The following is a 19,369-nucleotide window of genomic DNA, read 5'->3' on the forward strand; positions in this document are numbered from 1 at the left end:
ATGCCAAAAGCAATTGATATTGAACAAGTAAAACAAAACTATGAAGCATTTATTCAAGGTAAAAAAAATTGTGTATTAAGCTTTGTAGATGGGGAAGGCAAGCCTTTTAGTAGTACAACGCCTTTTATACGTTTGAATGGGAAATTTTATGTGTATATTAGTCGTATTGCCGAACATTACCAGTTAATGGAGCAGTCAGAAGTAGTCGATTTAATTTGTGTAGCAGATGAAGCTGTGACAGCCAATCCATTTGCCACAGAGCGAGCACGCTGGCAATGTCAGCCTAAAAATTTAGGAAATGAAGGTCATGAGGAGATTTTTGCTGCCTTCGATCAACTATTTAATGCAAAAATGATGGAAATGTTACGTTCACTCGATTTCTCATTATTTGAATTAACACCTCTAGACGGACGCTATGTAGTTGGATTTGGCAAAGCCTTTACGATTGATATTGCCAATGACACATTAATCCATGTTGTAATTGATAAAAAATAGGTTGCCAATAGGCAGCCTATTTTTTGATGGTGATTAGCAAATTTCTCGCGTCGTATATAAATGAAGCCATTTAAGGTTTTTCAAGCCTGAAAGCCTCATTTCCTTCATGTTTAAGTGCTAAAGCCTCGATTCCAAACGCTCCCTGACGTCTTCTCACAATCGCATGCTCTGGCAAATCCCTTACTTCCTCACTATTCCCTTTGAAAATCCCATAATCATAAGAGGGCATCCTTACTTTCGCTCAATAAAATTTCACCTTTATGAATCAACTTAATATAGTCAGCATTTTTTTCTAAATCGCTTGTAATATAGGAAGAAAATAAAATGCTATGTGTTTCATCCTGCATCAATGCTAAAAATAAATCCAAAATTTCAGCCCGAATGATAGGATCGAATCCACTTGTTGGTTCATCTAAAATCAATAATTTTGGATGATGTGACAATGCTAATGCAATTGACAGCTTCATCCTCATACTCTTGATAGTTCCTTGATCTTCTTCCTCTTTGGGACATTAAATTGAGCTAATCGTTCAAAATAATAGCCTGAATCCCACGTTTGGAATATTTTTCTCATGATTTTGTCGAGCTGCGTCGCATTTAGCGTTTCTGGTACGTGTAAATCGTCAAATACGACTCCGCTGTCGTTTTTTATCGATAGTTCATGTTCGACATGATCTTTATTAAAAAGCAATATTTCGCCATATTCTTTTTTTAGTAAGTTCAGCATGCATTTAATGGTTGTGGATTTTCCAGCTCCATTTTCTCAGATAAAGCCTACACGGTTCCTTGAGGGACTGAAAAGCTTACATCTTTTAAAGAAAAGCCTTCAAAGACCTTATGTAAATCATGAATCTCAATGGCATTCCTCTTAATTGTCCACCTCTACTATTAAAGATAGGAGTTCCTGCAATTTTTCATTAGAAAGACCGGCTGCTTTCGCTATTTTTACGGCCTTTTGCAAATGCTCCTCAAGCTGTCGCAGAAGTTCCTTGCGTAGAAAATCTTGATTGCGCTCTGTAACAAAGCTCCCTTTGCCTGCAACTGTTTTGATGAAGCCGTCTCGCTCTATATCGGTGTATGCACGTTTGGTCGTCATGACACTGACCTTTAAATCCTTTGCTAGAGCACGGATAGATGATAGTGCATCACCTGCATGTAATTTATTCGCTAGAATGCCCTCTTTGAGCTGTATCGTGAGGTTTATCACTGGCATTACTTAAATGGATATGCACAAATCCTCACCCGTTATAACGGTGTATATACACTATGTACAGATGTCGATGGAAATGCAACACATTCCTACTTTTGGTAGGGGGCACGATTTGCAAAAACTCGCATATATTGAGGTAATGGCACAAGGAGGGAGATGAGGCATGCTACTATCTGAGATGGTGGATAAGGAGTTAATTCAAATTGAGGGTGGCGTACATTTTGGCATCTTGGCACATACAGAATGCCTATTAGATGTGCAAACAGGGAAAATACATGGCTTTGAAATTGTGAAAGATAAACTACCATTCCAAAAAAAGAAAATGAAAGTTAGTGAAATGATACCTTGGCACGAAATTATCTTAATTGGTGAAGATCGGATTTTATTTAATAAAACATCTTCAGTACAGTCAGAATATTTACAGTGAGGTGAGCTTTTGGAAAACGAAAAATGGCTTGTTATCGGTGAGGACTCACGATTAAAGGAATTAGCGACAATGCTAAGAAGTCCATCGAGAACAGTGTTTTATAAAAGAACGACCGTTTGGAACGAGGAGTTAAATAAACTGGTTTTAGAATACCAACCAAATAAAATTATCCTACCAATTCTTCCATTAAAAATAGAAGTTGAGCAGCTCTATGGAATATCACAAGTTAAATTTTATACAGGCCGATTAACGATGCATTGGAAGCAATTACTAGAGAAAAATGAATCCATTTGCTATTTGCAGCAAGAATCGTTTATATGGCAAAATGCTCGGTTAACAGCGGAGGGATTTATCGCCACGTTTTACGGACTCGAGCAAAAATGTATTTACGGACAAAATTTTACAATCGCAGGCTTTGGACGCATCGCCAAAATGCTCGCCTCTTTACTAGTTAAGATGGGGGCGAACGTCCACATTGTTGCACGTTCTGTTGTACAAGTGAGCGAGGCAAAAGCATATGGCTATAAAGCTACGAATTTAGATGATCGTCGATGGTCTATTACGGATGATATTTTCATCAATACAATTCCAGCAAAATGGATTACAGAATCATTTATAGAGCATGTTCCAGCAGTTTTATATGATTTGGCCTCAGAGCCAGGCTGTTTAGATATAGATGCGGAGCAATTACAAACGTATGTACTATTGCCATCATTGCCTGGGAAATACTTTGCACATGACGCTGCTACAATCTTGTGCAAGGCAATAGAGGAGGAAGAAGATTGTTAACGGGGAAACGAATTGGGCTAGGTATTACAGCCTCACATTGTACGTATGAAGATGTCATACCTAAAATTCAAAATTTCATTGATGTCGGAGCAACGGTTGTGCCAATTATTACTCACTCCGTTTTACATGCGGCTACTCGCTTTGGTACTGGAGAGGAGTGGATTGCCAAAATAGAAGCATTAACAGGAGAAAAGGTTATTTCTTCTATAAAAGAGGCGGAACCATTTGGTCCATCCAATCCATTAGATGCAATGGTGATTGCGCCAATGACGGGCAATAGCATAAGTAAGTTTGCGAATGCAGCAACAGATAGTCCCGTATTAATGGCAGCGAAGGCAACATTGCGTAATGGATCACCTGTTGTATTAGGTATTTCAACAAATGATGCACTTGGTTTAAATGGTATAAACATTATGAAGCTGTTGAATGCCAAAAATATTTATTTTATTCCTTTTGGTCAGGATGCCCCCCTCTCCAAACCGAATTCTTTAATTGCTGATTTTGATCAAATGGTGGATACTGTTCATGCAGCAATTACGCAGAAAAAGCAATTACAACCGCTGTTGATACAATATTTCAAATAAATCATAGATTACACACAATTTTCAGTATTTTTGTGATACAATAGCACACATTATGGAACATGTATTCAAGGAGAGATGACAGATGACAAAGCAGTTAACAGTTGCGGTTGTTGGGGCAACAGGAGCAGTAGGTTCGAAAATGATGGAGCAATTAATTAAACGTAAATTTCCGATTGGGCATATTAAATTTCTAGCCTCTGCTCGTTCAGCGGGAAAATCAATCGAATTTAATGGTCAAACATATACAATTGAAGAAGCGACACCTGAAGCTTTCGAAGGCGTCAATGTCGCTTTATTCTCAGCTGGTGGGTCAGTATCAGCTGTGCTTGCACCAGAGGCAGCTAAGCGTGGTGCAGTAGTTATTGATAATACGAGCCATTTCCGTATGGATCCAGAGGTACCGCTTGTCGTACCTGAAGTGAATCGAGGCGACTTAGCGAAGCATAAAGGGATTATTGCGAATCCGAACTGCTCTACAATTCAAATGGTGGCTGCACTTGAGCCAATTCGTAAAGCATTTGGTTTAACGAAAGTAATCGTTTCAACATATCAAGCCGTTTCAGGAGCGGGTATTTCTGCTATTCAAGAATTAAAGGCACAGAGCGCAAATTGGGAAGCAGGTAAAGATGTAGAAGCAACTATTTTGCCGTCTGGTAGTGATAAACGTCATTACCCAATAGCACGCAATGTCATTCCACAAATCGATAAATTCACAGATAATGGATTTACATACGAAGAAATGAAAATGATTAATGAGACGAAAAAAATCATGCATGCACCAGAGCTCAAAGTAGCTGCTACTTGCGTTCGTGTTCCAGTCGTTTCAGGTCACTCTGAATCTGTTTATATTGAGGTAGAGAAAGAAGCGTCAATCCAAGAGATTTTTGACGTATTACGCAATGCACCAGGTGTAGTATTACAAGATGATATTGCAACACAAACTTACCCAATGCCTATTTATGCAGAAGGGGAAGACGCTACTTTTGTAGGACGTATCCGTCAAGATTTAGACAACAATAAAGGATTCCATCTATGGATCGTTTCTGACAATTTATTAAAAGGCGCCGCATTAAACTCTATCCAAATTGCAGAAGCAATGCTTGAGGATAACTTACTATAAGAGGGGTGTAAGGATGAATTTAGGTCGAATTGGGACGGCTATGATTACGCCGTTCAAAGATGATGGCACGATTAATTATCCAGAACTAGAACGTATTATTAATCATTTGATAGACAACGGTACAGACTGTATCGTTGCCTGTGGTACGACTTCTGAAAACCCAACAATGTCTACTGAGGAAAAAATCGAAGTTGTGCGCTTTACAGTGGAGAAAGTAGCAGGACGCGTACCGGTTATTGCAGGTACAGGGGACAATGAAACAGCCTACTCGATAGCGATGACTCATAAAGCAGAAGAAAATGGAGCAGACGGTATTATGCTTGTAGCTCCATATTATAATAAGCCGAATCAACGTGGTATTTTCGCTCACTTTGAAACCATCGCTAAACAAACAAGTCTACCTGTTATGCTCTATAATGTCCCTGGGCGTACAGGTGTCAATGTTGCCTATGAAACTTCTGTTGCTTTAAGCAAGATTCCAAACATTGCTTGGATTAAAGAAGCGAGCGGTAACTTAGATCAGATGGGAGATGTTATAGAGAACATTGATCCAGATGATGACTTCTTAGTGTATAGTGGGGATGATGGTTTAACATTACCGTTAATGGCCATAGGCGGAGCAGGCGTTATTTCTGTAGCAGCCCATGTTGTAGGCAATGATATGCAATTAATGATTAAAGCGTTTGAAGAAGGAAATCATAAGCTAGCAGCCAAAATTCACCGAGCATTATTACCTTTAGTACGTGCGCTGTTCGCTCAACCGAACCCATCGCCTATTAAATATGCGATGACAAAGTTAGGCTTTGATACACTCAATGTACGTCTGCCAATGATGGAAATGACAGATAAAGAAAAAGAGAACTTTGACCGAATTTGGGATACGTACCAAGAAAAAGCGAAAAATTTTCGATAATGAGCAACGAGGCTGATAACTCTATCGGCCTCGTTTTTGTATGCTATAAACATCCATTCATCACTTTTCATCCTTAAAAATACTTGATTGACTCTATTCGTACAAGGTATCCAATATTTGTTTTTCCATCTACTAGCAATCAGCAAATCATAAGAAAATCTATTTCCTACGTGAAACATGTATTTTTAATTTGTGCAAAAGCTTTGCAAACCGTATAATAAATGTTAAGTGGTTGCTGTTCGGGATATTTTTTAGGAGGAAATAAATTGACAAAAAAGAAAAATGAATTGATTCGTATCATCCCTCTTGGGGGTGTAGGCGAAATTGGGAAAGCAATGTACGTAGTAGAAATTGATGAAGAGCTATTTGTAGTGGATAGCGGCTTAATGTTCCCAGAAGATGAGATGCTAGGTATAGATATCGTGATTCCTGACATTACGTACTTAGAAGAAAATAAAGAACGTGTGAAAGGTATTTTCTTAACACATGGTCATGAAGATGCGATCGGCTCTATTGCCTATGTTTTACAAAAAATAAAGGCACCTGTGTACGGATCGAAATTAACCATTGCATTAGCAAAGGAACATTTAAAAGAATTACCTGCACCACATCAGGTGAAATTTTTCGAAGTAACAAACCGTAGTCGTATGAATTTTAACTCAACGTATGTAACATTCTTCCACACAACACATAGTATTCCCGATTCGTTAGGGGTAGTGTTCCATACATCTGAAGGCGCGATTGTTCATACAGGAGAGTTTAAATTCGATCAGTCAGCGACAGGTAAATTTAAACCTGATTTAGCAAAAATGGCACAGTTAGGGGAAGACGGCGTCTTTATTCTATTATCTGAGTCTTGCGAAGCTGAACGACCAGGCTATACGACATCGGAAATTGTGATTGAAGAGCAATTATCAAAAACATTCCACTCAGCACCAGGTCGTATTTTAGTAGCTGTCTATGCATCGAATTTTATTCGTATTCAGCAAGTTTTTGCCCAAGCCCAAAAATCATTCCGTAAAGTTGTGATTGTTGGTAAGCCATTGGAAAAAGCTGTTGATTTAGGTGTACAGCTTGGTTATTTAACAGTTGAAGAAGAGACAATTATTCCAATTTCAGAAATGCAAAAATATCAAGATGATGAAATTATCATTATTACAACTGGCAATAGAGGAGAGCCTCTAGATGCATTAGAAAAAATTGTCCGTAAGCACCATCGTGACATTAAAATTAAACAAGGTGATACGGTGTTAATTACATTTACACCTTCTCCTGGCATGGAAGTACAAATGGCTAATACGATGAACTCTATGTCAAAAGCCGGCGCTGAAATTTTGACTTCTAGTAAAAATGTCCACGTATCAGGACATGGTAGTCAGGAAGATTTGAAGCTGATGCTGAATTTAATGCAGCCAAAGTATTTTATTCCTGTCCAAGGTGAATATCGTATGCTCATTGCTCACTCGAAGTTAGCGCAACAGCTCGGTATGCAAAAATCACAAATCTTTATCGCCGATAAAGGGGATATCGTAGAATACAAAAATAATAAAATGCGCATGAGTGGTCGTGTACAAGCTGGTAACGTATTAATTGACGGTATCGGTGTAGGCGATGTAGGAAATATTGTACTTCGTGATCGTAAATTATTATCGCAGGATGGTATTTTCATTGTAGTCGTGACATTAAATCGAGCACAAAAGAAAATTGCCTCTGGCCCAGAAATTTTATCACGAGGCTTTGTCTATGTACGAGAATCAGAGGAATTAATGATTGAGGCATCTGACATTGCAAAAAATGTGATTGAAAAATATGTTGGGAAAGATACATTTGAATGGACGAATATTAAACAAGAAATTCGAGATACACTCAATACGTATTTATTCCAAAAAACAAAACGTCGTCCAATGATTATTCCAATTATTATGGAATATTAATTGAACGAGCTCATCGTAAAGGCTTTGAGGAAAAAGTAGATGAAAAAGGATTTTCTCCCAATTGCGGTGGAAAATCCTTTTTTTGAAATATGCAAGTTCTACATGTTATGATTCGCTACATATATAAAATGGATTGCAGAAGAAGGTGAAATAGATGGCAGTTAGTAAAAGAAAAAAAGTGACTAAAAGTAAAGCGACAACTGAAAAAAAAGATATGCATCCGCTTATGTATGAAATTTTAGGACTGCTTTTAATCGCATTAGCAGTCATTATGATTTTTGAATTTGGCATGATTGGTCGGATTCTAGAAAACATCGCAATGTTTCTTTTAGGTAATTTACACTTTGCTGTTCCATTTATGCTTATATTTGTTGCATTGTTAATGATGATTGGCCGTAAAAAAGTCAGTATGAAGGATCGATTAATACTTGGCATGGTACTCATTATTATGAGCTTAACGATTTTTAGTCATGGCATATTATTTGAACAGTTATCAAAATCAGGTGGTCTATTATCTGATTCTGTGCTGCGTGAATCGTGGCGAATATTAATCAATACAGATGGCATTATTCATCGCAGCAATGCTCTGGGCGGTGGGATGATTGGCGCCCTTTTATTTAGTGGGCTTCATGTATTATTTGAAGCCTCGGGTGCAAAAGTTGTTGCTTGGGTAATCTTCTTTATTGGGCTCATACTTGTCACTGGCAAAGCATTAGTCCCATATTTAGCAGAAAAAACACCAGATCTATTTGGCAAATGGAAAAAAAAGCATCATGATAAAAAGAAAAACACACCGAAAAAACCAAACAATCGCCGCTCAAGGGTAGAAAGTGGAGATGAGGTTGCGGCTGTAAATCAAATTACGGATGTGCCTGAACAAGAGGAGGAAATACCTCATGAGCCGATTATCTCTGCTTTTACGCAAAATGTCTCGCAGGAAAGAGCTGTGTATGATACGCCTGTGATGGAAAATGAAGTAGAAGAAGCAGCGGATGAGGTTCATATTCAAGGTACAGATGCAGTGGAAAATGCAGACTATCAGCTACCATCTTATAACCTATTACAACTACCACCTCAACATGATCAAAGTGGTGAATATTCAGTTATCCAAGCGAATGCCAAAAAGCTTGAGCAAACATTACAAAGCTTTGGTGTAAAAGCAAAGGTAACACAAGTGCATTTAGGACCAGCTGTCACAAAATATGAAATCTTGCCAGATATAGGTGTGAAAGTAAGTAAAATTGTCAATCTGCAAGATGACCTTGCGTTAGCACTAGCGGCTAAAGATATTCGGATGGAAGCCCCAATCCCTGGAAAATCGGCGATAGGTATTGAAGTACCTAATAGCGAAGTAGCCATTGTAACGCTTCGAGAGGTATTAGAATCGAAGGATGGTGCGAAACCAGAAGCATTATTACAAGTAGCCTTCGGGCGTGATATTACAGGACAAGCTGTACTAGCCGAACTCAATAAAATGCCACATTTACTTGTAGCTGGTTCAACAGGCAGTGGGAAAAGTGTTTGTATAAATGGCATCGTTGTATCCATACTAATGCGTACAAAACCGCATGAAGTAAAACTTATGATGATCGACCCAAAAATGGTGGAGCTCAACGTTTATAATGGCATTCCTCATTTATTGGCTCCTGTCGTAACAGATGCACGTAAAGCTTCGCAAGCACTGAAAAAAGTGGTATCTGAAATGGAACGTCGCTATGACTTGTTCTCTCATACAGGTACACGAAATATTGAGGGCTACAATGCACATGTTCAAAAAGTGAATGAACAAACAGAGGAAAAAAATCCAAAGCTACCTTATATTGTAGTCATCGTGGATGAGTTAGCAGATTTGATGATGGTCGCATCAAGTGATGTTGAGGATTCTATTACACGATTAGCTCAAATGGCACGTGCAGCAGGAATTCATTTGATTATTGCAACACAACGACCAAGTGTAGATGTTTTGACAGGTGTTATTAAAGCGAATATTCCATCGAGAATTGCTTTTGCCGTTTCGTCAGCCATTGATTCAAGAACGATTTTAGATATGGGTGGAGCTGAGCGCCTACTTGGGCGTGGTGATATGTTATTTTTACCTGCGGGCGCTTCCAAACCGAAAAGGGTGCAAGGTGCCTTTTTATCGGATCAAGAAGTGGAGGCAGTCGTTCATTTTGTTATAGAACAGCAAAAAGCGCAGTATCAGGAGGAGATGATTCCTACCGAAGAAGAAACCATTTTAGAGGAAACGGATGAATTATATGATGAAGCTGTCCAATTAGTTGTCAATATGCAAACAGCATCCGTTTCCATGTTGCAACGTCGCTTCCGTATCGGCTATTCTAGGGCCGCACGTATTGTCGATCAAATGGAGCAACGTGGGGTTGTAGGGCCACCAGAGGGCAGTAAGCCTCGTCAAGTACTTGTTCACCAATATGATAACTAAGCAAAAAAGCTAGATGTCAAAATGGTGAGAACTACTGTATATTTGTCCAAATATTTGCAAAGAAAATGAAGAAAGAATGAATTCTATAACAGATTTTATTCAAAACTGTTTATTTCATTCTGCAAAAATGTTATATTTATGAACGATTAGTAGGAATGTTGTACATCAGATGTCTGATCTCTGATTTGGTGGTGATATATGTGACTATTAAAGCAGATCATCGTCATCTCTATCTTCAAGTTATCGATCGTTTAAAATCTGACATTGAGGCTGGCATTTTTAAAGAAAATGAAAAGCTGCCTTCAGAGTTTGAATTATCGAAATCACTAGGAGTCAGTCGAGCTACTCTTAGAGAAGCTCTTCGACTGTTGGAAGAGGAAAATGTGATTGTGCGCCGACATGGGGTTGGGACTTTTGTCAATCCTAAGCCGTTGTTTACATCAGGCATCGAGCATCTATCGAGCATTTCTTCTATGATCGAAACAGCAGGTATGGAGCCGGGTTCCCGTTTTTTAAAGGCAACTGAGCACACACCTTCTGAAGAAGATTTAAAACGCTTCCAATGTGATGGCGACGATAAAATACTCACGATTGAACGTGTCAGAACAGCGGATGGTGAGCCAGTAGTTTACTGCATAGACAGGCTACCCGCAAGCTTCCTGCCAACTGACTTTGTCGAAAAAAAAGAAGTTTCACTGTTCTCTGCTTTAGAGCAATCAGGCAAAATTCATGTAGCCTATGCTGTAACTTATATTGATCCAATTGGGTATCATGAACAAGCCTCACCGATTTTAAATTGCGGACGTGAAACAGCTCTTTTAGTGTTAAAGCAGTTGCATTACGATGACCATGATCAAGTAGTGCTCTATTCAAAAAATTATTTCCGAGCTGATAAATTCAGCTTCCATGTAGTTCGTAAACGGGTGTAGAACATTTCTAAATTTTTTTCCTGCTAATTACAATACCTTTGGGGGGTTAATTAAATGAAAAAACGTAAATTTGGTTTAGTATTAACATCAGTATTAGCGGCAAGTGCTATTTTAGGTGCTTGTGGTACGAAAGACGACGAAAAACCTGCAAAAGACAATGACAATGCTTCAGGCGGCGACAAAACAGAAGAAACTTTCTCAGTAGCAATGGTTACTGATGTAGGTGGCGTTGATGACAAATCATTCAACCAATCTGCATGGGAAGGTGTACAAGCTTACGGTAAAGAGCACGGCTTATCAAAAGGTGATGGTTTTGATTACCTACAATCAAAATCAGATGCAGACTATGATTCAAATTTAAATGCATTACTACGTCGTGACTTCAATTTAATTTTCGGTATTGGTTATATGATGGAAGATGCAATGGCTGCAATTTCTGAGGAAAATCCAGATGGCCAATTTGCAATCATTGATGCTGAAGTAAAAGCAGACAACGTAGTATCAGTAATGTTCAAAGAGCAAGAAGGTGCTTTCTTAGCGGGTGTAGCGGCAGCGAAAATGTCTAAATCAGGTAAAATCGGCTTCGTAGGTGGCGTAGATATCCCAGTTATTAATCGCTTTGAAGCTGGATTCCTTGAAGGGGCAAAAGCTGTAAACCCAGATATCATCATCGAAGATAAATACACAGGTGCATTTGATAAAGCGGATGTTGGTAAAATTACAGCAAGCGGTATGTTCTCATCAGGTGTCGATGTAATCTTCCACGCTGCTGGTGCAACTGGTAACGGTGTATTCTCTGAAGCAAAAGAACGTAAGAAAAAAGATCCAGAGGCAAACATTTGGGTAATTGGTGTAGATGCTGACCAATACGAAGAAGGTAAAGTAGACGATAAAACAAACGTAACATTAACTTCAATGTTAAAAGGTGTTAATACAGCAGTAGTAGATATTTCAAATAGAGCAAAAAATGGTGATTTCCCAGGCGGAGAAACACTTACTTATGGTTTAGCTGAAGACGGTGTTAAACTTGCAGATTCACGCGGTGCGATTCCAGAAGATGTACAAAAAGTAATTGATGAATATAAAGAGAAGATTGCTAAGGGTGAAATCAAAGTTCCAGAAAAAGTGGAAAAATAATTCAACTCTTGATCATCATAAGGGACTTTTAGAAGGACCTTATGATGATTTTTCAATCTATCGTTATATTTAGATTATTCGCAATACTCTATTTAACTAGATTTATAGGAATCTTATAGAGGTAAATCATGATGGTAATAAGTTAATAGAAGAAAGGTTTCTAACGATGACCTTTCCTGTATTAATTTAGCAAAACAACTACCTCTATAGGTGGGTTTAGATCAAGCAATAATTCTAGCCTCTGGTAGAAATTGACTACTGGACGTATGGCTTATCTGTACCATCAATCATGTAGCAGCAGATACTATACGCTAAGGCAAAAATACTTAATAAGTGCCTATTAAGGGAGTGACAATTTTGGAATATGTGATTGAGATGCTTGGAATCCGTAAAGAATTCGGGAGTTTCGTGGCGAATAATAACATCACCCTCCAACTGAAACAAGGCGAAATCCATGCATTGCTTGGTGAAAATGGTGCAGGTAAATCGACTTTGATGAACGTCCTTTTTGGTTTATATCAACCAGAGGGTGGCGAAATTCATGTTCGTGGGAAGGCTGTAAAAATTACAAACCCGAATGTTGCCAATGATTTAGGAATTGGCATGGTGCATCAGCACTTTATGTTGGTAGAAAACTTTACGGTTACAGAAAACATTATTTTAGGCACGGAGCCTACTAAAATGGGGATTGTCAATATAAAAGATGCGGCGAAGAAAGTACACGCACTTTCTGAAAAATATGGATTGGATGTTGATCCAAATGCCAAAATCGAAGACATCACAGTTGGTATGCAACAACGTGTTGAAATATTAAAAACATTGTATCGTGGTGCCGAAATTTTAATTTTTGATGAACCCACGGCTTCATTAACACCACAAGAGATTACAGAATTAATTCAAATTATGCGTCGACTGATTGCAGAAGGTAAATCTATTATTTTAATTACGCATAAGCTAAAAGAAATTATGGAAGTTTCAGATCGTGTGACGATTATCCGTAAAGGAGAAGGGATTGGCACTGTTGTAACCGCTGCCACAAATCCTGATCAATTGGCTGAAATGATGGTTGGCCGTCAAGTTGAATTTAAAACAGAAAAAATTGACGCAAACCCAACTGAAGAAGTGCTATCGATTGAAAAGTTGGTAGTAACGGATTACCGAGATATTGATAAGGTAAAAGGTTTGAACTTAAATGTTCGCAGAGGTGAAATCGTAGGTATAGCTGGTATCGATGGTAACGGTCAGTCCGAATTAATCGAAGCCATTACAGGACTACGTAAAATCAAAAGTGGGACAGTTAAGTTAAATGGCAAAGATATTACCAATATGAAGCCTCGTAAAATTACAGAGGAAGGCGTCGGTCATATCCCACAAGACCGTCATAAGCATGGTTTAGTGTTAGATTTCCCGATTGGTCATAATATTGCACTGCAAACGTATTACCAATCTCCAATTGCAAAGGGCTTTGTCATGGATTATAAAAAAGTGTCGGAGAAAGCTCGTCAAATCATTGAAGAGTATGATGTGCGTACAGGTAATGGTGAAATGACACCGGCTCGTGCATTATCTGGAGGTAACCAACAAAAAGCTATTATCGGTCGTGAAATCGACCGTAATCCAGATTTATTAATTGCTGCTCTACCAACACGTGGACTTGACGTAGGGGCTATTGAATTCATTCACTCTCGTCTCATTGAGCAACGTGATAAAGGAAAAGCCGTTCTGTTAATCTCATTTGAATTAGATGAGGTCATGAATGTATCGGATCGTATTGCTGTTATTTATGATGGACAAATAGTAGATGAGTTAAATCCAAAAGAAACAACAGAACAAGAGCTAGGCTTACTTATGGCAGGGCAAAATAAAAAAAATAATAAGCATGATGCGAAGGAGGGGAACGACTAATGTCAAATCGTGTCATTAATCTACTCGTTCCTATCATCTCTATCATTATCGGTTTAATTGTAGGGGCTATCGTTATGGTAGTCAGTGGCTATGACCCAGTAGAAGGTTATATTGCTCTTTGGACAGGTATTTTTGGAGATTCATATTCAATTGGGAACACAATTCGTCAAATAACACCTTATATTTTGGCAGGTCTTGCAGTAGCATTTGCATTCCGCACAGGACTGTTCAATATTGGGGTTGAGGGTCAGCTGATTTTAGGTTGGCTAGCAGCAGCTTGGGTAGGCTACGCATTTGAGCTACCTAAAGTTATTCACTTACCATTGGCATTACTTGCTGCTGCAGCTGCAGGTGCATTTTGGGCCTTTATTGCAGGTTTCTTAAAAGCGAAATTTAAAGTCCATGAAGTTATTGCGACAATTATGCTCAACTATACTGCGCTTTATATTGCCAACGCAGTGATTAAAAAATTGTCCGATGGAAGCTTTAAAACAGAACGTATCCATGAATCAGCTTCTTTACGTTCTCCGTTTTTAAGAGAGCTTACAGACAATTCAAGTCTTCACTATGGGATCATTGTTGCACTATTAATGGTAGTAGTTATGTGGTTCATTTTAGAAAAAACAACACGTGGATACGAGCTAAAAGCAGTAGGTTTTAACAAAAATGCTGCCGATTATGCAGGTATGAGTGTTAATAAAAATATTATTTTAGCGATGACGATTTCAGGAATGTTTGCAGGTCTTGGTGGTGCGATGGAAGCTTTAGGTACATTCCAAAACGCATCTATTAAACCTGGCTTTACAGGAATCGGTTTTGACGGTATCGCCGTTGCGCTACTTGGTGCGAATACACCACTTGGGGTAGTGTTTGGAGCATCACTATTCGGTTCATTAAAATATGGTGCATTAAATATGCCAAATGCTGCGGGTATTCCAGAAGAAATCGTATCAATTATCATCGCATTGATTATCTTCTTCGTTGCATCAGGCTATATTATTCGAGTAGGCTTACAAAAGCTGAGCAAGAAAAAGGAGGGACAATAACATGAGCTTTTTAGAAATGTTATATTTCATCATCCCTTCAGCGATTCTTTATGCAACACCTTTGATTTTTACTGCTATCGGTGGAGTATTCTCTGAACGCTCTGGTGTAGTCAACATCGGGCTAGAAGGCTTAATGATTGTCGGTGCTTTTGTTGGTATTTTTGTCAATTTAGAATTCGCTTCATCATTAGGTGTGGCAACGATTTGGGTAGCGATGTTAGCAGCTATGATTATTGGTGGGATTTTCTCTCTTTTCCATGCTGTTGCTTCGATCTCTTTCCGTGCCGATCAAACAGTTTCAGGTGTAGCCATTAACTTACTTGGCTTAGCTGCTACAGTTTTCTTAGTTAAAATGATTTATGATAAAGGTCAAACGGATATGATTACACGTCCAATCGACCGTTTCGGTATTCCTTATTTAGAGGATATTCCATTCTTTGGTCCTTTATTGTTCCATGATGTTTACAGCACATCTATTTTAGCATTTGCGGTAGCCATTGGTGCTTGGTTTATTATCTATAAAACACCATTCGGCTTGCGTTTACGTGCTGTAGGTGAACACCCAATGGCGGCGGATACAATGGGGATTAATGTTAATAAAATGCGCTATATTGCCGTTGTTATTTCTGGTGCATTAGGTGGTCTTGGTGGTGCAGTCTATGCACAAACAATTACACATGACTTTTCGCATGCAACAATTGCTGGACAAGGTTTCATGGCCATTGCCGCTATGATTTTCGGGAAATGGCATCCAATTGGTGCATTAGGAGCAGCCTTATTCTTCGGTTTAGCGCAAACATTAAGTATTGCAGGAAGTCAAATTCCATTCATCGAGAATGTACCAGCCGTTTATCTGCAAATTTTACCATACGTCTTAACAATCCTTGCATTAGCAGGCTTTATTGGTAAAGCGAATGCTCCAAAAGCAAGTGGACAGCCTTATATTAAAGGTAAACGTTAAGAAAAATGAATCAAAAAGACTGAGTGAACGATGCTCAGTCTTTTTTTACATATGAAATTGGTGCATTTTTTAATTTTTCCCATACATACTTTGGATTCTTTTTGCAATTATAGACAATAGACATGTATAGTATGTGTAGTACATCGTTATATTAAGAAGGATAGGAGGGTTTCATATGTTTAAAACAATACCTTTTGCAAAAGGTGTCAATTTGCATATCCGACAAACAACCCAATTTAAAACCGTAAATTTTTCGATTAAATGGAGAAGAGCATTAACTGCAAAAAGTGCATCGGAACGTACAGTGTTAACCAATGTACTACAGCATAGTAATGCTAAATATAAAACAACTGCTGCTTTCCGTAGCTTTTTAGATGATTTATATGGTACTGTTTTATATTTTGATACATCAAAACGAGGTAATGAACATACGGTGCTAATGAATGTGGAGACTGTGAATGATCATTATCTAGCAAATACAAGTGTCTTAAACGACGTACTTGGTTTATTGCACACAGCTATTTTTGAGCCTAATTTAGAAAACGGTGTCTTTAAGGAATCGATTGTAGAACGGGAGAAGAAAACAGTCATTCAACGGATTGAATCTATTTTTGATGATAAATCTCGTTTTGCTCAGTTCCGTTTACAACAAATCTTGAGACCAAACGAGCCTGCATCGATTTCGGCTAATGGTAGCGTAGAAGAAATTCAAAAAATTACGCCTGCTTCTTTATTTGAGGCATACCAATCCATGCTCGCTAACGACAAAATAGATATTTATGTTGCTGGAGACATTAATGAAGAGGAACTTGTAGCGAAATTAAAAAAAGCGCTACCATTTAATGATCGCACACCAGAGGAAGTGCCAGCAGTATTACCACAACAGCATCCTGACAATGATTACGTAAGAGAACAGCATGAAATGAAACAAGGTAAGCTTCATATTGGCTTTAGCACGCCTATTCGATTTGGAGATGCTGATTTTGCTAAAATGCAGATTTTTAATGGCATTTTTGGAGGCTATCCTCATGCTAAATTATTTATGAATGTGCGTGAGAAAGAGAGTCTTGCTTATTACGCATCAAGCTCCTATGCATCGCATTACGGTCTTCTGTTTGTTGTTTCTGGGATTGAAGCTAAAAATGAAGAAAAAGCATTGTCTTTAATTAAAGAACAACTTGCTGTCATGCAGGCTGGAGACATTACAGATTTAGAGCTGGAGCAAACAAAGGCTATGCTGACAAATCAGCTAAAAGAGTCCTTGGATTCTGCGCGTGGACAAATTGAAATTTTTGACCAATATAAAGATTTACCTGAGGAATTCTCTGTTGAAGCCTGGGCAAATAAGTGGAAAGCTGTAACAAAGGAAGACGTTGTTGCAATGGCTAAGCAAGTGCAGCTTGAAGCGGTCTATTTCTTATGTGGAAAGGAGCAAGCCGCACAATGAAAACAATTGAATTTAAACAACTAGATGAAACACTTTACTATGAAAAACTAGACAATGGCTTAGATGTATATATTTTACCAAAAAAGGGCTTTTCCAAAACATTTGTAACATTTACAACAAAGTACGGCTCTGTTGATCGTACGTTTGTACCAATCGGTGAAACGGAAAGTATTACAGTGCCAGATGGTATTGCACACTTTTTAGAGCATAAAATGTTCGAAAAAGAAGATGGTGATGTTTTTCAAAAATTTAGCGAATATGGTGCTTCGGCGAATGCCTTTACGTCGTTCACACGCACAGCTTATTTATTTTCATCTACTGACAATATATATAAGAGCACAGAAACTTTATTGAATTTTGTGCAAGAGCCATACTTTACAGAAGCTACTGTCAACAAAGAAAAAGGAATTATTGGGCAAGAAATTACGATGTATGATGATCAACCAGACTGGCGTCTATATTTTGGTACGATTGAAAATATGTATCATCAACATCCTGTAAAAATTGATATAGCAGGAACGATTGAATCGATTGACGGCATTACAGCAGAGCATTTATATACGTGCTACAATACGTTTTATCATCCTTCAAATATGTTATTATTTGTCATTGGCGCTGTAGAGCCAGAGGAAATGATGACTTTTATTCGTGACAATCAAGGTAAAAAAGAGTTCCCAGAGCCAACACCAATTCAACGTTTCTTTGATACAGAACCAACAGACGTAGCGATTAAAGAACGTACATTAAATATGGATGTACAAAAGCCGAAAATTTATGTTGGTTTGAAAGCAAAGGATACGAATTTATCAGGACAGGATATGTTAAAGCATGAGCTGTCTGTTCAAATCGCGCTTGAACTTATTTTTGGCCGTACATCTAATTTTTATGAACGTGTCTATGAAGAAGGTTTAATCGATGAGACATATGCATTTGATTTTACGTTAGAAAATGGCTTTGGTTTTGCCATGATTGGTTCGGATTCAGCAGAGCCTGATAAATTGGCCCAAGCGATAAAAGAAGAATTAGTGAAATATGAGGGGAATAGCCAATTGGATAGTGCTGGTTTGGAACGTATAAAACGTAAAAAAATTGGCTTCTTCCTACGAGCATTAAATTCGATTGAGTTCATCGCAAACCAATTTACACGTTATTCCTTTAATGATATGAATTTGTTTGATGTGGTACCAGTTCTTGAAACATTAACAATAGAGGATTTACACAAAGCCTTTACTTCTATTCAAGGAGAATCCCAACAAACAGTCTTTAAAATTTTGCCAAGCAAGCAGGGAGCACAGTGAAAAAATTTGCCCTTGTTTTAGGCGCATCAGGTGAGATTGGTCGTGCCATTTGTCAAAGTCTTGCAGAAGATGGATGGTCCATCTATGTGCATTATTCGAATAATAAAAATGCGGCACATAAATTATGTGATTCGCTTTCTAAAACCTTCCCTGCACAAGAGTTTATGCTTGTGCAGGGGGATTTTTCTATTTTAACAGGAGCGGAAATGGTAGCCGCGCAAATTTTTAATGTGCAGGCCATTGTCTTTGCAAATGGGCAGGCACATTATTCGCTGCTCGAAGATACAACAGTGGAGGATATGGATGCTTTATGGCGTGTCCACGTTCAAAATCCAATGCGACTGACAGCTTTACTATCTGAGAAACTGCGTAAGCATGAGGTGAGCTATGTATTATTCATTGGCTCCATTTGGGGAGAGGCTGGCTCAGCGGGTGAGGCACTTTATGCAACCGTTAAGGGAGCACAACATGCTTTTGTCAAATCCTATGCAAAAGAAGCGGCACTATCCCGTATTCGAGTAAATGCTGTTGCTCCAGGGTTTATAAATACGTCAATGAACAGCCATTTAAATCAAGAAGAACTTAATTATATTTTAGAAGATATTCCTTTAGGTACCATTGGTCAGACAAAGGATGTAGCTGAAATGGTACGTTTTTATTTGTCTGGTAAAGCAGATTATGTGACAGGACAAATCATACGATTAAATGGCGGTTGGTACATATAATATTCT

At 38.3% G+C, this 19,369-nt stretch carries 18 protein-coding genes and 1 pseudogene; 16 read left to right on the plus strand and 3 right to left on the minus strand.

What is annotated here, in order from left to right:
* A complete protein-coding gene (locus MHI04_RS05380; protein ID WP_036121345.1) occupies window positions 1-495 on the plus strand; it encodes a pyridoxamine 5'-phosphate oxidase family protein in 495 nt (164 codons plus the stop codon).
* A 215-nt stretch (window positions 496-710) separates the two neighbouring features.
* Here MHI04_RS05380 and MHI04_RS05385 read toward each other — a convergent pair whose 3' ends face one another.
* The 3 genes and pseudogenes from MHI04_RS05385 to MHI04_RS05395 all read right to left on the minus strand — a co-directional run bounded on the left by MHI04_RS05385 (window position 711) and on the right by MHI04_RS05395 (window position 1,727).
* Window positions 711-962 (minus strand): hypothetical protein, encoded by a 252-nt coding sequence (locus MHI04_RS05385; RefSeq protein WP_271912522.1) that lies wholly within the window; start codon window positions 960-962, stop codon window positions 711-713.
* Window positions 963-964: 2 nt separating this feature from the next.
* Window positions 965-1,222, minus strand: a complete 258-nt coding sequence (locus MHI04_RS05390; protein WP_271912523.1) for a hypothetical protein — start codon at window positions 1,220-1,222, stop codon at window positions 965-967.
* 141 nt (window positions 1,223-1,363) lie between these two features.
* A pseudogene (locus MHI04_RS05395) lies at window positions 1,364-1,727 on the minus strand (GntR family transcriptional regulator).
* Window positions 1,728-1,868: 141 nt separating this feature from the next.
* On the opposite strand from MHI04_RS05395, the gene MHI04_RS05400 reads away from it, so the two are divergent.
* The 15 genes from MHI04_RS05400 to MHI04_RS05470 all read left to right on the plus strand — a co-directional run bounded on the left by MHI04_RS05400 (window position 1,869) and on the right by MHI04_RS05470 (window position 19,363).
* Window positions 1,869-2,132, plus strand: coding sequence for a sporulation protein, YlmC/YmxH family (locus MHI04_RS05400; RefSeq protein WP_036121342.1), 264 nt, complete (start codon window positions 1,869-1,871; stop codon window positions 2,130-2,132).
* Window positions 2,133-2,141: 9 nt separating this feature from the next.
* The gene (locus tag MHI04_RS05405) at window positions 2,142-2,921 is read left to right on the plus strand and encodes an NAD(P)-dependent oxidoreductase (RefSeq protein WP_036121339.1); all 780 of its coding nucleotides are present in this window, start codon (window positions 2,142-2,144) and stop codon (window positions 2,919-2,921) included.
* On the plus strand, window positions 2,915-3,505 hold the full coding sequence (locus MHI04_RS05410; RefSeq protein WP_089932009.1) for a dipicolinate synthase subunit B: 591 nt from the start codon (window positions 2,915-2,917) through the stop codon (window positions 3,503-3,505). Before MHI04_RS05405 ends, MHI04_RS05410 begins: the two co-directional genes overlap by 7 nt.
* Before the next feature lie 82 nt (window positions 3,506-3,587).
* Window positions 3,588-4,625, plus strand: a complete 1,038-nt coding sequence (locus MHI04_RS05415; RefSeq protein WP_058843933.1) for an aspartate-semialdehyde dehydrogenase — start codon at window positions 3,588-3,590, stop codon at window positions 4,623-4,625.
* A gap of 13 nt (window positions 4,626-4,638) precedes the next feature.
* Entirely contained in the window at window positions 4,639-5,538 is a 900-nt protein-coding gene (gene dapA / locus MHI04_RS05420; RefSeq protein ID WP_036121331.1) for a 4-hydroxy-tetrahydrodipicolinate synthase, read from the plus strand.
* A gap of 266 nt (window positions 5,539-5,804) precedes the next feature.
* The gene (locus tag MHI04_RS05425; protein ID WP_058843931.1) at window positions 5,805-7,472 is read left to right on the plus strand and encodes a ribonuclease J; all 1,668 of its coding nucleotides are present in this window, start codon (window positions 5,805-5,807) and stop codon (window positions 7,470-7,472) included.
* Between the two features lie 154 nt (window positions 7,473-7,626).
* Window positions 7,627-9,915, plus strand: coding sequence for a DNA translocase FtsK (locus MHI04_RS05430; protein ID WP_036121326.1), 2,289 nt, complete (start codon window positions 7,627-7,629; stop codon window positions 9,913-9,915).
* Window positions 9,916-10,115: 200 nt separating this feature from the next.
* Window positions 10,116-10,844: a GntR family transcriptional regulator gene (locus MHI04_RS05435; RefSeq protein WP_036121324.1), complete on the plus strand. Its 729-nt coding sequence runs from the start codon at window positions 10,116-10,118 to the stop codon at window positions 10,842-10,844.
* Between the two features lie 54 nt (window positions 10,845-10,898).
* Complete coding sequence (locus MHI04_RS05440; RefSeq protein ID WP_058843929.1) at window positions 10,899-11,981, plus strand: BMP family protein; 1,083 nt, start codon at window positions 10,899-10,901, stop codon at window positions 11,979-11,981.
* A gap of 357 nt (window positions 11,982-12,338) precedes the next feature.
* Window positions 12,339-13,886 carry an ABC transporter ATP-binding protein gene (locus MHI04_RS05445; RefSeq protein WP_058843928.1) on the plus strand — a complete coding sequence of 516 codons (1,548 nt, stop codon included), beginning with the start codon at window positions 12,339-12,341 and terminating at the stop codon, window positions 13,884-13,886.
* The gene (locus tag MHI04_RS05450; RefSeq protein WP_036121315.1) at window positions 13,886-14,932 is read left to right on the plus strand and encodes an ABC transporter permease; all 1,047 of its coding nucleotides are present in this window, start codon (window positions 13,886-13,888) and stop codon (window positions 14,930-14,932) included. The genes MHI04_RS05445 and MHI04_RS05450 overlap by 1 nt, the downstream gene beginning before the upstream one ends.
* Before the next feature lies 1 nt (window position 14,933).
* Complete coding sequence (locus tag MHI04_RS05455; RefSeq protein WP_036121312.1) at window positions 14,934-15,893, plus strand: ABC transporter permease; 960 nt, start codon at window positions 14,934-14,936, stop codon at window positions 15,891-15,893.
* 175 nt (window positions 15,894-16,068) lie between these two features.
* Window positions 16,069-17,340: a pitrilysin family protein gene (locus MHI04_RS05460; protein ID WP_058843927.1), complete on the plus strand. Its 1,272-nt coding sequence runs from the start codon at window positions 16,069-16,071 to the stop codon at window positions 17,338-17,340.
* On the plus strand, window positions 17,337-18,638 hold the full coding sequence (locus MHI04_RS05465; RefSeq protein ID WP_058843926.1) for a pitrilysin family protein: 1,302 nt from the start codon (window positions 17,337-17,339) through the stop codon (window positions 18,636-18,638). The genes MHI04_RS05460 and MHI04_RS05465 overlap by 4 nt, the downstream gene beginning before the upstream one ends.
* Window positions 18,635-19,363: an SDR family oxidoreductase gene (locus tag MHI04_RS05470; protein ID WP_036121304.1), complete on the plus strand. Its 729-nt coding sequence runs from the start codon at window positions 18,635-18,637 to the stop codon at window positions 19,361-19,363. The genes MHI04_RS05465 and MHI04_RS05470 overlap by 4 nt, the downstream gene beginning before the upstream one ends.
* The last annotated feature ends 6 nt before the right edge of the window (window positions 19,364-19,369 follow it).

The sequence above is a fragment of the Lysinibacillus sp. FSL K6-1151 genome, assembly GCF_038630755.1.
Classification (GTDB): Bacteria; Bacillota; Bacilli; order Bacillales_A; family Planococcaceae; genus Lysinibacillus; species Lysinibacillus fusiformis_D.